The sequence below is a fragment of the Microbacterium oleivorans NBRC 103075 genome, assembly GCF_001552475.1.
In the GTDB taxonomy this organism is placed as follows: Bacteria; Actinomycetota; Actinomycetes; order Actinomycetales; family Microbacteriaceae; genus Microbacterium; species Microbacterium oleivorans.
The window spans coordinates 94,310-109,337 of record NZ_BCRG01000001.1; the positions used below are offsets into that span (position 1 = coordinate 94,310).

Below are 15,028 nucleotides of genomic sequence, written 5' to 3' on the forward strand. Positions count from 1 at the left end.
GCACAATGCCCTGGGACCACGTCCGCCCTCGCTGTTGTCACTCCTGCACAACCAAGTTGGTCAGGCGTTAGAGGACTCCTACCGTGACTGTCGAACTTCCCTGTCCCGTCGCCTTACCCGGCGTCCTCAGAAAGGCCAGTGATGACCGACACCGTCGTCCGCTCCTCCACCCCCGCCACCGACAAGCGCACGCCCGCAGGCGGTGCTCCTGTCGCGCCCCATTCCGCCGATGAAGCTCACGAGGCCCGCATCGACATCGACGCCGTCGGCGCGATGCTCCGCGGCACGTGGGGAGAGACCCGCCTCACCGTCCGCGAGCTGATCAAGGACCCCGCGTACTGGCGCATCGACGGGCAGAGTGTCGCCGAGCACCGCGAGCGCGTCATGGGCCAGGTCCGGCTGCTCGCGAAGAACGGCGGCTCCACTCGCGCCCTGCCCAAGGAGTACGGCGGCGAGGAGGACAACGGCGCGAACCTCGCCGGTTTCGAGGAGCTCGTCCTCGGCGATCCCAGCATGCAGATCAAGTCCGGCGTGCAGTGGGGTCTGTTCGGCTCCGCCGTCCTGCAGCTCGGCACGAAGGAACACCACGACAAGTGGATTCCGGCGATCCGCGACGCCGACCTCCCCGGAGCCTTCGCCATGACCGAGATCGGGCACGGCTCCGATGTCGCGGCCATCGGCACGACGGCGACCTACGATCCCGAAGCCGAGGAGTTCGTCATCCACACGCCGTTCCGCGCGGCGTGGAAGGACTACCTCGGCAACGCCGCGAAGCACGGACAGGCGGCGACGGTGTTCGCGCAGCTGATCGCGAACGGGGTGAACCACGGGGTGCACTGCTTCTTCGTTCCCATTCGCACGCCCGACGGCGAACTGCTGCCGGGCGTCCAGAGCGAGGACGACGGGGTCAAGGGCGGCCTCAACGGCATCGACAACGGCCGTCTCGCCTTCGACCACGTCCGCGTACCGCGGACGAACCTTCTGAACCGCTACGGCGACGTCGCCGCCGACGGCACGTACTCGAGCCCCATCGAGAGCACGGGCCGGCGCTTCTTCACGATGCTCGGTGCCCTCGTGCAGGGTCGCGTGTCGCTCGACGGTTCGGCGACGATCGCCTCGTCGCTCGCCCTCCACATCGCGCTCACCTACGCCAACCAGCGGCGTCAGTTCGACTCGGGCGCCGGTACCGACGAGGTCACGCTGCTCGACTACGGCAAGCACCAGCGGCGCCTCCTCCCCCTCCTCGCCCAGAACTACGCGCAGTACTTCGCGCACGACGAGCTGCTCCGCACCTTCGACGGCGTGTTCAGCGGCAAGACCGACACCTCCGCCGAGCGCGAGAACCTCGAGACGCTTGCCGCGGCGCTCAAGCCCCTCAGCACCTGGAACGCGCTGAACACGATCCAGGAGGCCCGCGAGGCCTGCGGCGGATCGGGGTTCATGGCCGAGAACCGTCTCGTCGGTCTCCGCTCCGACCTCGACGTCTACGTCACCTTCGAGGGCGACAACAACGTCCTCTTGCAGCTCGTCGGCAAGCGACTGCTCGCGGACTTCGCGAAGCAGTTCAAGGGGGCGGATGCCGCGACCCTCGCCAAGTTCGCCGTCGGCCAGACCGCGGGCAACATCTTTCACGGCGCGGGCCTGCGGAGCCTCGGCCAGACGGTCGCCGACTTCGGTTCGACGGCACGCTCGGTCGAACTGGGCCTGCGTGCCGAGCAGCAGCACGAGCTGCTCGCGGGTCGCGTCGAGCAGATGGTTTCCGACATTGCGGGGGCGCTGCGCCCGGCATCCAAGCTGCCCTCCGACCAGGCGGCCGCGCTGTTCAATCAGCACCAGGCCGAGCTCATCGAGGCGGCTCGCGCGCACGGCGAGCTGCTGCAGTGGGAGGCGTTCTCCGACGCGGTGAAGACGACCGCCGACGACGGCACGCGCCAGGTCCTGACGTGGCTGCGCGACCTCTTCGGTCTCGTGCTCATCGAGAAGCACCTGGCGTGGCACCTCATCAACGGACGTCTGTCGACTCAGCGCGGGGCGGCGGTGTCGAAATACATCGACCGGCTCTGCGCGCGGCTGCGTCCGCACGCGCAGGACCTCGTGGATGCTTTCGGGCTCGCTCCCGAGCACGTCCGCGCACCGATCGCGTCGGGTGTCGAACGCGAGCGGCAGGACGAGGCGCGCGCCTACTACGCAGACCTCGCCGCGCGCGGCGAGGCGGCGATCCCGGAGAAGTCGCTCAAGAAGAAGAAGTGAACGTCGGAGGCCGTCGATAGCCTGAACGCGTGGAACTGCGTCTCGGGCCCGACGGCCTCCTGCGTTGCGGGTGGGTGGGTGACGACGCCGAGTACCGCCGCTATCACGACGAAGAGTGGGGTCGGCCGCTCCACGGCGACCGCCCCCTGTTCGAGAAGATGAGCCTCGAGGGGTTCCAGGCCGGGCTGTCGTGGATCACGATCCTCCGCAAGCGGCCACGCTTCCGTGAGGTGTTCGCCGGGTTCGAGCCCGCGACCGTGGCCGCCTTCGACGACGCGGACGTCGAACGGCTGATGGACGATGCGGGCATCATCCGCAACCGCGCCAAGATTCTCGCGACGATCGGCAACGCCCGCCTGGCCACCGAGATGGCTCCCGGCGAGTTGGACGCCTTCATGTGGTCGTTCGCGCCGGCATCCCACCGTCGACCGACATCGTTCGCGGATGTCCCGGCGACCACCCCTGACTCCGACGCGCTGTCGAAGGGTCTCCGCGCGCGCGGGTTCCGGTTCGTCGGTTCGACGACGATGTACGCCCTCATGCAGTCCTCCGGCATGGTCGACGATCACGTCGCCGGGTGCCACCGCGCCGCAGACTGACCGCGCCCCTGAAGTGGGGAGGAGTCCCCATGGGCAGCTCGGTGCCCGATCGGTAGCGTCGATGCCGATCGGGGGTGACGATGAGCGACGTGCAGCTGGACCTGGCGGAGTTGGCCGCAGCCAGGGACCGGGCGATCGGCGCATACGACACCTTCTCGTCGGCGGACACGGTGAGCGGGGACCTCGCCGACCTCACCGGCGAGGCGCGGCTGGCGGGCAAAGTCCGAGACTTCGCGGCGAACTGGGACTACAACCGTGGAAAGCTCGAAGACCAGCTCGTCACCGTACGCGATCTGCTCACGGCGATCGTCGACTCCTTCACGGAGCTCGACGCTGAGGGGGGACGCCAGCCGTGAGCGCGTTGTCCGTTGAGTTCGAGGACCTCTTCGACGGTCGTCCAGATGACCTCGAGAGCCGGGCTCGGGATCTGGGGCGCACGGCCGAGGCGATCGCTTCGGCTGCCCTTGCTCTCCGGAACCTCGTCCAGCAGCAGCACAGTCTGTCGACGGATGCCGCGGGCACAGCCTCGAGCGAGGCCGCCGCGGGACTGCAACGCGCGCAGGATCGATATCAGGGGACATCGACTGCGCTCGTGACGTATGCCGTGGAGTTGGGGGACATCCAGCGCGAGGCCCGCGCCGCCATCGAGGAGGGCGACGCGCACCTCAGCCAGATCCCGTTGCAGGAGGCGGAGATCCACGACCTCGAGAACGCGCTCACGCTCGCGGTCGCGAAGGGCGAGTCGACGAGCACGATCGAGGACCGCCTGGGGGAGGCGCGCTCCGCTCTCAGCGCGGCGATGGCGGCAGCGGAGGACGCGCGGCAGACCCTGACCTCGGCGCGACGGCGGCTATGGGACGCCGCCGACCGCGCCGGAGACCAGATATCCACCGCGATCGAGGAGGGTGCCGACTCGTTCGGGGACAACTGGAACCAGTTCTGGGAGGGCGTCGGCGAGGTGTTCGCGATCGTCGCGGACTGGGCCGAAGGTGTCCTCGCGGCGATCGTGTTCGAGTTGGCGGAGATGGTCAGCGCCCTCGTTTCCGCCGCCGTCGTCGCGGTCATGATCCTCGTCGGCGTGGTGGCGCTCGGCTTCGTCTACCTGACGCTGGGCGGCGCGGGTCTGCTCCTGCTCATCGCTCTCGTCTCGGCATCCCTCATGACGATGGCGATCCGCGAGTTGATGGCGCCGCCCGTCGTGCAGCGCACCGACCGCTTCGAGGTGTCGGACGACCTCGAACCCCGCGACTACCGCGACCTGTTCGGCGAGCTCGCCGCGCAGGACGGTGCGGGCGGCGAGGACTACACCGAGATCCGGGTCGTCGCTGTGCGGGACGCGTCCGGCGAGATCGTCGCCTGGCGTGTCCAGCTGCCGAGCACGCAGCAGTGGTCGCCCTCCAACACCGATGGACCGCTCAACGACCTGCGTACCGACGTCATGCTGTCGATGTTCCCCGAGCTGCAGACGCAGTACGAGCAGGCCGCGTGGCAGGCGATGACGGATGCCGGTGTCTTCGACAGCGACGCACCGATCATGTTCACGGGGTGGTCGCTGGGCGGCATGATGGCAGGCGAGATGGCGACGGATTCGCGCGTGTCCGACCGTGTCGAGTCCGTCGTGACGGCGGGTTCGGCGATCGACAAGCACTACAGTGACATGCCTCCCGACGTCCGCGTGACGCAGTTCAACAACGGCATCGATCCGGTCCACACGCTGGAGTTCTTCGGCCTCGGCATCGACGACTACCTCCGGCTGGACCAGGACTGGCAGACGTACCGGCCCCTCAGCTGGCCGATGCACGATGCCACGATGTACGGCGACGCCGCCGAGCGGTATCTCCCCGAACCGCGGCCCGGGGACGACATCTTCTTCGCGGGTGAGGGAGACTCGGGCAGCGAAGAGGTCTACGTCGCCGAGTACACCCGAGGATCGTGAGGATCGCATGACCCGTCAGCGCCGTTCCCTGACCATGTTCGCCCTCGCGGCGATCACGGTCTGCGCCGGAACGCTCGGCCTCTCCGGATGCGCCGCTGCCGCAGATCCCGACATTGCCGGACTCGAGAACGAGCTCTCGTCGGTCGAGGGCGTCAACGGCGCGTTCGTGTGGACGACGCATCCCAACGCGCCGTGGGTGACGCGGGTGCAGGTGATGCTGTTCCTCGACGACCCGTCGGATGCCGGCGTGGTCGACGCCGTGCGCGCCGCCGCCCCCGTCCTGTCGGCCGATGACGCCGTGGCAGACGCCGACGCGGTGGGCCTCACCTTCATCGACGGGCAGCGACGCGACTACACCGCCCGCGGGGAGGCGAACCGCGACGTCATCGGGCTCGCGCCCGAGATCGCGACGACGCTCGGGGTGACCGATGCCGGCAAGCGGCAATTGCTCGTCTCACCGGACGAACTGCGAGCGCTCGCCGGGGCGGAGTGAGCGTGACCTCACGGCTCGCCTTCGCTCTGCCGGGCACGTGGCTCGCGATCGATCCGCGAGATGAAGAGGCATCCTTCGACCGGGTGGACGCCGCGGTCCGCGACATCGTGGGAGCGGCCGACGACGCTGCCACGGCCCGACGGCGGCTGCGCGATCAACTCCGGACCGTTGTCGAGGCGGCCCGGACGTCGGGGGCGCAGGGTGTCTTCCTGTGCCTCGAGGTCGCGCCCGGAGTGCGGTTGCCCGCGACGCTCACGGTGCACGCGCCCTCGGCGATGTCGATGACCCCCACCGTCGGCACCGCGTCGGCCGCCGTACTCGACACCCTTCATCGCAGTCTTCAGACGCTGGAGGTGGCGGGGATCGATACCGCCGTTCGCGTGCCGGCGCCCGACGGGGGAGCGCTGCGCATCCACCGCCGCATCGCCGAGACGGCCGAGGTGACCCCCGCCGAGGCGCCACCCGTGAGGACGCCGGTGCAGCGGCTGGAGGCTGACTACTGGTTCGCCGTTCCGGACTCCAAGCGCGTCGTGCTCGCCAGTTTCGCGACGCCGCTCGGTCATCTGCACGACGCCATGCTGAACCTCTTCGACTCGATCGCTGCGGCGGCGAGGTTCGAGTCCGCCGCACCCAGCCTTGCCCCGTGAGGTCTGCTCCCGGGATCATGTGGTGACGGCGATCGGGAGGCGGACATGACAGGTTACGAGATCACCGAGATCGGCGGGCTCGACCAGTGGCGCGACCACTTCGGCGGGTTCGCGCCCGCACGCTCCCGTGACGGGAGGCGCGTCGTCGATCACGAGCTCGCGATGCAGTTCATCGGGCTGACGGCCAACGCGCTCGAGCCGGGGGAGCAGGCCGGCTACTGGCACACCCACTCCGAGGTCGAGGAGCTCTACGTCTTCCTCGAAGGGCGAGGTCAGATGGGACTCGACGACGACCTCGTCGACGTCGGTCCGGGCTCGGTCGTCCGCGTCGGCCAGGGCGTGTGGCGCACGTGGCGGGCGCATCCCGAAAGCCCGGGCGAGCTCCGGTGGCTCTGCATCCGCGCGGGCGGGGAGGAGCTTCCCCACCTGCCGTCCGACTCCTCGCGTGCTGAGCGGCCGATGCCCTGGCCCACTCCGGAAGCCTGAGCCGTGGCATCCGATTCGCACGTCGCCGACGCGCACGACGTCATCCGCGTCCTCGGGGCTCGGGAGAACAACCTCAAGAACCTCGATGTCGAGATCCCCAAGCGCCGCCTGACCGTCTTCACCGGTGTGAGCGGGTCGGGCAAGTCCTCGCTCGTCTTCGGCACGATCGCGGTCGAGTCGCAGCGGCTCATCAACGAGACGTATCCGACGTTCGTGCAGCAGTTCATGGGTCAGTTGAGCCGTCCTGACGTCGATGGCCTCGAGAACATCAGCCCGGCGATCATCGTCGACCAGGAGCGGATGGGCGCGAACGCGCGCTCCACCGTCGGCACCGTGACCGACGCGTACGCGATGCTCCGCCTGTTGTTCAGTCGTCTCGGGCAGCCGCACGTCGGGTCCCCGCAAGCGTTCTCGTTCAACATCCCGTCCGCGCCGGGTGCGGACACCGTGACCGGCGGCATGTGCGCGCGGTGCGAGGGGCTCGGCGAGGTCAGCGACGTCGACCTCGATGAGCTGTTCGACCGGTCGAAGTCGCTGTCGGAGGGCGCCATCACGGTGCCTGGATATACCGTCGACGGCTGGATGGTGCGCATCTTCACCGAATCCGGCTTCCTGGATGCCGCGAAGCCGATCGCCGACTACTCCGACCAGGAGCGCGCGGACTTCCTCTACAAGGAGCCCACCAAGGTGAAGCTCCAGAACATGAACATGACCTACGAAGGTCTCGTTCCGAAGATCACGAAGTCGTTCCTGCAGAAGGACCGCGAGGCGCTGCAGCCCCACATCCGTGCCTTCGTCGACCGTGCGGTGAAGTTCCTGCCCTGCTCGGAGTGCGGAGGCAGCCGCCTGAACGAGGGCGCCCGTTCTTCGAAGATCGGCGGCGTCGACATCGCAGAGGTGTCGGCGATGCAGATCACCGACCTCGCCTCGTGGCTCGATACGGTCGACCCCACGGCCATCGGCCCGCTGCTGTCCTCGCTCAAGAAGGTCATCGCCTCGTTCATCGACATCGGGCTCGGCTACCTGTCGCTCGATCGCTCCTCCGGCACGCTCTCGGGCGGCGAGGCGCAGCGGACGAAGATGATCCGCCACCTCGGCTCGGCTCTCACCGACGTGACCTACGTGTTCGACGAGCCGACGGCGGGCCTCCACCCGCACGACATCCAGCGGATGAACGAGCTCCTCCTGCTGCTTCGCGACAAGGGCAACACGGTGCTCGTCGTCGAGCACAAGCCCGAGGTGATCGCGATCGCCGACCACGTGGTCGACCTGGGGCCGCGTGCCGGCTCGCGGGGCGGCGAGATCATGTACGAGGGAGATGTCGCGGGCCTCCGCTCCTCCGACACCCTCACCGGGCGTCACCTCGATCACCGCGCGGCACTCAAGCCCACCTCCCGGCCCGCGATCGGAGCGTTGCAGATCCGCGGCGCGACGCAGCACAACCTCGTCGGTGTCGACGTCGACATCCCGCTCGGCGTCCTGACGGTGGTCACGGGCGTGGCCGGCTCGGGCAAGTCCTCGCTCATCCACGGGAACGTCCCGGCCTTCGACGACGTCGTGGTCGTCGACCAGTCGCCCATCAAGGGGTCCCGCCGCTCGAGCCCCGCGACGTACACGGGAGTGCTCGATGCGATCCGCACCGCCTTCGCCAAGGCCAACGGCGTGAAGGCGTCGCTGTTCAGCGCGAACTCCGAGGGCGCGTGTCCGGCGTGCAAAGGGCTCGGCGTCATCATCACGAACCTCGGTTTCACGCAGAGTGTCGAGACCCGGTGCGAGGTGTGTGAAGGGTCCGGGTTCAGCAACGCCGTGCTCGGTTATACCCTCGACGGCAAGAACATCGCCGAGGTCCTCGCGATGTCGGCCGAAGAAGCGCACGGCTTCACGACGGGTCCGGCGAAGACGACGCTCGCCCGCATGATCGATGTGGGCCTCGGCTACATCACGCTCGGGCAGGCGCTCAACACGCTCTCCGGTGGCGAGCGGCAACGGTTGAAGCTGGCGATCGCGATGGCGAAGAAGGGCGCGATCTACGTCCTCGACGAGCCGACGACGGGGCTGCATCTCGCCGACGTCGACAACCTCCTGGCTCTCCTGGACCGCTTGGTGGATGCGGGCAACTCCGTGATCGTCATCGAGCACCACCAGGCGGTCATGGCCCACGCCGACCATCTCATCGACCTGGGCCCCGGGGCGGGTCGCGACGGCGGCCGCATCGTCTTCGAGGGGACGCCGGCGGAGCTGGTCGCGGCGCGCGGCACGCTGACGGGGGCGCACCTCGCGCGATACGTCGGTGCGGTCTGATCGGGCGCCGATCGGGGCCGAACGCAAGAGCATAGATGGGGAGAACTCCCCACGTCACGCGCTCGCCGGAAATTCATCGCTCGCTTAGTCTTAACATCGTCCACGCACATCGTCGAGCCCGGTTTTCCGACCGGACGGCGTCCGTACTGCCTCGGGGGGAGTCAGCACACTCATGAGGTCGTTCGCCTGGCTCCGATCCCGTCCCAAGACGCTCGCGTCCATCGGTGCGCTCACTGCGGCCGTCGTCGCGGTGAGTGTCCTCGCGCTCACGTACGAAGGTGAGCCGACGACCGAGGTCGAGCTCAATGACGGAGGTGTGTGGCTGACGAAGCAGACGAGTCTGCTCGTCGGACACTTCAACAACGAATCGCGCCTGCTCGATGGAGGCCTGCGCACCGTCTCCAACGAGTACGACATCCAGCAGGCGGGAAACCGCGTCCTCGTCACCGATCAGACCGAGAACACCGCCACCGCGATCGATCCGGCGCGCGTCGTGCTCTCCGACAGCGCCGATCTTCCCTCCAACAGCACGGTGGTGCTCGGCGGCCCCACGGTGGCCGCGCTGGACGACGGCGGCGCGCTGCGTGCCGCCCCCTTCACCTCCATCGCCGCGGTCGGCAAGGAAGCCGGCGACCCGATCGCCGAGCTCGGTCGCGGCGCCGCCGTGACCGTCAGCACCGCCGGCGTCGTCTACGCGGTCTCGGCCAAGTCGGGCAAGCTCTTCGCCTACGGGCCGAACGCCGAGGCCGCCTTCGTGCAGACCGCCGAGAAGGAACTCGAGGGCATCGACGCCGCAGACGAGCTCGCCATCACCTCCGTGGGCGGAGTGAGTGTCGTCCTCGATCGCACCACGTCGATGCTGTACACGAGCGACGGGATGCAGACCAAGGTCCCGAACGACGCGGTCCTCCAGCAGCCGTCGAACGTGACCGACACCGTCACGCTCGCGACACCGTCGCAGTTGATCCGTGTTCCGCTCGACGGCGGCGACCCCGTCGTGAAGGATGCCGGTGCTGAAGGCGGCGCGCCGGCGCAGCCCGTCTATGTCGCCGGCTGCGCCTACGGTGCCTGGTCGGGCACCGGCGCATTCGTCCGCGACTGCGAGAGCGACGCCGACGATGTGCAGAAGACCATCAAGGGCATCGACCCCGCGAGCCAGCTCCGCTTCCGCGTGAATCGCGACGTCGTCGTCCTCAACGACATCTTCGGCGGGTCGGCCTGGATGGCCAGCGACGCCCTGCAGCAGGTCGACAACTGGGAGGACATCACTCCTCCCGAGGGCGAAGGCGAAGAGGAGGAGGAGACGACCGAGGAGACGATCCAGTCGACTCTTCCCGAGCGCACCGAGAACAACACCGCTCCGGTGGCAGAGAATGACCGCTACGGTGTCCGTCCGGGCCGCACCACGGTCCTCCCGGTCCTCGAGAACGACCTCGATGCCGACGGCGACGTCCTCGTCGCGAAGGTCACCGCCAAGCCGTCGATCGGCGAGGTCACCCCCATCTACAACGGCACGGCGCTCCAGATCGCCCTCCCCGACGACGCGACCGGAACGACCGCCTTCACCTACGAGGTCTCCGACGGCCGCGGTGGCAAGGATACCGCGCGCGTCTCCCTGACAGTCCGGCCCCTGAGCGAGAACTCGCCGCCGGTGCAGAAGCGCAAGACGGCGATCACGGTCGAGAACAGCGGCGTCGTCTCGTACAACGTCCTCACCGACTGGGTCGACCCGGACGGCGATGACATCTTCCTCAAGTCCGTCACCCCCGATGGAGGCGACGAGGCGGAGTTCACCTCGGACGGCCAGATCACCTACCGGGCGATCGGTGGGACGCAGGGGCGCAAGGACGTCCCGGTCGCCGTGTCGGACGGCACCGAGACCGGTCAGGGCGTCGCGCGGTACGACATCCGTCCCCTCGGCACCACTCTCCCCGTCACCAACGCCGACCACGTCGTCACGCGGCCCGATCGGCCCGTCACGGTCCGGCCCCTGAGCAACGACACCAGCACCGGCAGTGAACAGCTCCGCCTCACGCGCGTCGACGACGTCGATGGCGGCACCGTGACGCGCGACTACCCGGACAAGTCCTTTACCTTCGAGGCGTCCAAGACGGGCACCTACTACGCCACCTACCTGGCGTCGGCGGGGGCCAACTCCGCCCCCGGCATCGTGCGCATCGACGTCCTCCCCGAAGAGGACGCCGATGTCGCGCCGATCGCGGTCCGCGATGTCGCGCTCCTGCCCGCCGGCGGCGACGTCCTGGTCAACGTCCTCGGCAACGACACCGACCCTGCCGGCGGCATCCTCGTCGTCCAATCCGTGAGCGTCGACGAGGGCAGCGGCATCGCGGCTGCTGTTCTCGGGCACGAGACCATCCGCGTCAGCGACCAGGCCTCGCTCGACAAGCAGGTCCGCCTGAAGTACACGATCTCCAATGGGTCGCAGTCCGCACAGGGGGAGGTCATCGTCATCCCGGTGCCGGCGCCCCCCAAGCTCCGTCCGCCGATCGCCGTCGACGACGAAGTCGTCGTCCGCGTCGGCGACGTCGTCACCATCCCCGTGATGGAGAACGACTACCACCCGAACGGTGACGAGATCCACATCTCGCCCGAGTTGATCCCGCCGCTCGTCGACGAGGCCGACGGCGACCTGTTCGTCTCGGAGGACACCCTCCGCTTCCGCGCCGGGTCCGAGCCGAAGACCGTCAACGCGACGTACGAGGTCGAGGACTCCACGGGTCAGCGGGATGCCGGTTATGTCACCATCCGCATCCTGCCCCGCGACGACGACTCCAACGCCGCACCGCGCCCCCGCGACGTGACGGTCCGCGCACTCAGCGGATCGGCCGTGACGGTCCCGATCGATCTCAACGGCATCGACGCGGACGGCGACTCGGTAGAGCTCGTCGGCCTCGCGTCGTCGCCCCAGAAGGGCAAGGTCTCGGCGATCGAGGCCGACTCCTTCACCTACACCGCCTTCGAGGACTCCGTCGGTGTCGATCGCTTCCGCTATCGGGTGCGTGACGCCCTCGGCAAGGAGGCGACCGCGGTTGTCGAGGTCGGCATCGCCCCGGCAGAGTCGACGAACCAGGCTCCCTACGCCGTCCGCGACTCCATCACGATGCGGCCCGGCCGCACCGTCGCGGTCGACGTGCTGCAGAACGACTCCGACCCCGACGGCGACAAGTTCAACTTCGCCGAGGACGGCATCGAAGTCCCGGACGTTCCCGGACTTGCCGCGAAGGTGTCGGGTCAGCAGCTGCTGATCACGGCGCCCGAGAAGCCGATGCAGACCAGCGTCCTGTACACGATCGCCGATGAGCGCGGACTCCGCGCGACGACGTCCGTGCAGATCACCGTCGACCCCGACGTGCCCTTGGCCCGGCCGATCGCGCGCGACGATCGGGTGCTGGCCGAACAGGTCAAAGAAGACGGCACCGTCACTGTCGACGTTCTCGAGAACGACGACGACCCCGACGGCACGCGTTCGGCGCTGCAGGTGTCGCTCGGTGAAGGGGGAGACAACGCGCGCGTCGGATCCGGCGGCCGAGTCAGCCTGACCGTCACCGACAAGCGTCAGCTCATCACCTACCTCGTCAAGGACGAGGACGACCAGGTCGCGGCTGCGTTCATCCACGTTCCGGCGCTCGCCGACCTGCCGCCGACCCTCATCTCGACCGACGAGGTGACGGTCAAGAGCGGCGAGACAATCGACCTGCCGCTGTCCGAGTACGTCCGCGCCGCCGGTGGCGGCACACTCGTGATCACCGAGACCGAGAAGGTCTCGGCCGCGCACAGCAACGGCGCGAGCCTCGTCAAGGACGAGTCGACGCTGACCTACACGTCTGCTGAGCGGTACTTCGGTTCGGACGCCCTCACGTTCGAGGTCACCGACGGCAACGGGCCCGACGATGAGAACGGCCGGAAGGCGACCCTGACGATCCCGATCAAGGTCCTGCCGCCCGACAACGAGCCGCCCACGATGACAGGTGCCTCGATCTCGGTGGCGCCCGGTGAGGACCCCGCGACCTTGGGCCTCCGTGAGCTCGTCACCGATCCCGACCCCGGCGACATGGACAAGCTGCAGTTCTCCCCCGTCAACAACCCGCCGTCGGGCGTGAACGCGTCGATCGACAATCAGACGCTCCAGGTCTCGGCGCAGCCGGATGTCGCCAAGGGAACGAGCTTCTCGCTCACGGTGCAGGTCACCGACGGCGAGACCGATCCTGTCCAGGCGAACATCCAGGTCACCGTCACGGCATCGACGCGCGAACTGCCGTCGGTGAACGACGATGTCGTCGCCCAGGCCGACCAGGGTGAGACGATCACCGTCAACGTGCTGAAGAACGACGTCAACCCGTTCCCGGACACGCCCCTGAAGATCGTGAACACCCAGGTCGAAACGGGTGACGTCACGAAGGTGGCATCGTCGGGCGACAGCGTCAGCGTCACGACCGGCAGTGAGTTCGTCGGCAACGTCGTCGTCCGCTACACGGTCCAGGACGCAACGGGGGATGCCGACCGTCAGGTCGACGGTCGTGTCCGCATCACGGTGCAGGGCCGCCCGGACGCGCCTGGCAAACCCACCGTCACCGCGGTCGAGAGTCGGACGGTGGTCCTCAGCTGGACGCCTCCCGTCGACAACGGCCGACGGATCGAGACGTACACCGTCACTTCAACGGCCGGTGGGTACACGCGCCAGTGCCCGTCCACGACGTGCACCCTCGACGGACTCACCAACAACGTCGAGTACAACTTCGTCGTGACCGCGACGAACAGCGTCGGCGAGTCCGACCCGTCGGTGCCCTCCGAGACCGCGCGTCCCGACGTGCGACCCGACCAGCCGGCGCCGCCCTCCCTGAAGTTCGGCGACCGCAGCCTCGACATCACGTGGGTGGCCCCGCGCACCGAGGGCTCTCCGGTCGAGAGCTACACCCTCGAGATCTCGCCCGCGCCGCCATCCGGAGTCGCCCAGAAGACCGGTGTCACCGGGACCAAGACGACGTGGGACGGCTTGCAGAACGGTACGGAGTACCAGGTACGCGTGCGGGCTCACAACCGTGCCCCCGAGCCCTCGGACTTCTCGCAGTGGTCCGCCGGGGAGATCCCGGCCGCGCCACCCGCCGCATCCGGCGCGCCGACTGTCGCGCGCATGGAGCCGGTGGGTGACCGTGCGCAGATGCGGGTGTCGTGGAACGCTCCGGAATCGAACGGCGACGCCATCGCCGAATACGAGTTGAGCGTCATCCGTGGCGGCAGCGTCGTCCGGACGATCTCGGTGTCGCCGGGTGAGACGAGCCAGGCCGTCGTCGTCGACACCTCCCAGACCGACTACACGTACAGTGTGCGGGCACGGAACAAGGCGGGCTGGGGCGAGATGAGCCCGCAGTCTGCACCGCGGCGCGCGTTCACGCCGCCGGGAGCGCCCACGGGTGTCACGGCGCAAGAGGGCGACAACCAGGTCAACGTCAGCTGGCAGCCGGGAGCATCGAACGGCGCCAACGCGAACGAGATCCAGTACCAGTACAACGTCAACGGCGGCGGATGGCGTGCGGACTGGGTCGCCGGCGGCGGGTCAGCGACGCGCGGCACGATCGGCAACGGCGCGGTCAACAACAACGGCGCGTACACGATCCAGATCCGGGCCGTGGCGACCGCCGACGGCACGACCTACGAGGGGCCCGCGTCTGCGGCATCCAACCAGGTCCGCCCCTACGGCCAGATCGGCAACCCCGCCGCCAGTGCATCCCGCACCGGTGACGGCCGTACGATCTCGATGAGTTGGTCCTCGCCGGCCGCCAACGGACGACCCGTGACCACCGAGATCCGCACCGGTGACGGTCGCGGCTGGCGAACAGTCGCCGCATCGGGCACTGAGGACTACCGCGTGGACTACAGCACGACGCGGACCATCGAGGTGCGCACCAGAGCGGACGGCAGCCAGACCACGACGGCTCAGGCCAGCGCCCGGAGCGTCGACGCTCCGCCGCCCCCGCAGCCCCGCGTGTGGGTCACCCGAGGGGACCGCGCACCGCAGAGCTGTGCGAACGGGTGCTACAAGTTCGTCGTCAACACGCGTGACTTCCCGGCGGGCAACTACCGGATCGCGTGCAAGTACAGCGGCGGCAACGTCAGCGACAACTTCTACGCGTACGACCTCCCCGCGAACGGCTCGAAGCAGATCGAATGCTGGCTCGGCGCGGACGGCTATGACGTCTGGGTTGACCTGCAGGGCTGGGGCGGCGCCGTCGACACCGAGAAGCAGTGGTGGCCCCGTGGGTGATTCGATGAACGATTTCGAGAGCAAGGACTGAAC

At 68.5% G+C, this 15,028-nt stretch carries 9 protein-coding genes; all 9 read left to right on the plus strand.

Going from position 1 to position 15,028, the window contains the following annotated elements:
• Positions 1–141: 141 nt before the first annotated feature.
• The 9 genes from MO1_RS00450 (at position 142) to MO1_RS00490 (ending at position 14,995) form a co-directional block, all read left to right on the plus strand.
• Positions 142–2,250: an acyl-CoA dehydrogenase family protein gene (locus MO1_RS00450; RefSeq protein ID WP_060914902.1), complete on the plus strand. Its 2,109-nt coding sequence runs from the start codon at positions 142–144 to the stop codon at positions 2,248–2,250.
• Between the two features lie 29 nt (positions 2,251–2,279).
• Positions 2,280–2,849 (plus strand): DNA-3-methyladenine glycosylase I, encoded by a 570-nt coding sequence (locus MO1_RS00455; RefSeq protein WP_060914903.1) that lies wholly within the window; start codon positions 2,280–2,282, stop codon positions 2,847–2,849.
• A gap of 80 nt (positions 2,850–2,929) precedes the next feature.
• On the plus strand, positions 2,930–3,205 hold the full coding sequence (locus tag MO1_RS00460; RefSeq protein ID WP_244604218.1) for a hypothetical protein: 276 nt from the start codon (positions 2,930–2,932) through the stop codon (positions 3,203–3,205).
• The gene (locus MO1_RS00465; protein WP_060914905.1) at positions 3,202–4,785 is read left to right on the plus strand and encodes a hypothetical protein; all 1,584 of its coding nucleotides are present in this window, start codon (positions 3,202–3,204) and stop codon (positions 4,783–4,785) included. Before MO1_RS00460 ends, MO1_RS00465 begins: the two co-directional genes overlap by 4 nt.
• Before the next feature lie 7 nt (positions 4,786–4,792).
• Complete coding sequence (locus MO1_RS00470; protein WP_060914906.1) at positions 4,793–5,278, plus strand: hypothetical protein; 486 nt, start codon at positions 4,793–4,795, stop codon at positions 5,276–5,278.
• 2 nt (positions 5,279–5,280) lie between these two features.
• Complete coding sequence (locus MO1_RS00475; RefSeq protein ID WP_060914907.1) at positions 5,281–5,925, plus strand: hypothetical protein; 645 nt, start codon at positions 5,281–5,283, stop codon at positions 5,923–5,925.
• A 45-nt stretch (positions 5,926–5,970) separates the two neighbouring features.
• Entirely contained in the window at positions 5,971–6,411 is a 441-nt protein-coding gene (locus tag MO1_RS00480) for a cupin domain-containing protein (protein ID WP_036310876.1), read from the plus strand.
• Positions 6,412–6,414: 3 nt separating this feature from the next.
• Positions 6,415–8,712 carry an ATP-binding cassette domain-containing protein gene (locus MO1_RS00485; RefSeq protein WP_036310873.1) on the plus strand — a complete coding sequence of 766 codons (2,298 nt, stop codon included), beginning with the start codon at positions 6,415–6,417 and terminating at the stop codon, positions 8,710–8,712.
• A 172-nt stretch (positions 8,713–8,884) separates the two neighbouring features.
• The gene (locus MO1_RS00490) at positions 8,885–14,995 is read left to right on the plus strand and encodes an Ig-like domain-containing protein (RefSeq protein WP_036310872.1); all 6,111 of its coding nucleotides are present in this window, start codon (positions 8,885–8,887) and stop codon (positions 14,993–14,995) included.
• Positions 14,996–15,028 lie beyond the last annotated feature (33 nt).

Excerpts from the sequence above, each read along its gene's own strand:
- MO1_RS00450 (WP_060914902.1), top strand. The coding sequence starts at position 142 with ATGACCGACACCGTCGTCCGCTCCTCCACCCCCGCCACCGACAAGCGC.
- MO1_RS00460 (WP_244604218.1), top strand. The coding sequence starts at position 2,930 with ATGAGCGACGTGCAGCTGGACCTGGCGGAGTTGGCCGCAGCCAGGGAC.
- MO1_RS00470 (WP_060914906.1), top strand. The coding sequence starts at position 4,793 with ATGACCCGTCAGCGCCGTTCCCTGACCATGTTCGCCCTCGCGGCGATC.
- MO1_RS00480 (WP_036310876.1), top strand. The coding sequence starts at position 5,971 with ATGACAGGTTACGAGATCACCGAGATCGGCGGGCTCGACCAGTGGCGC.
- MO1_RS00490 (WP_036310872.1), top strand. The coding sequence starts at position 8,885 with ATGAGGTCGTTCGCCTGGCTCCGATCCCGTCCCAAGACGCTCGCGTCC.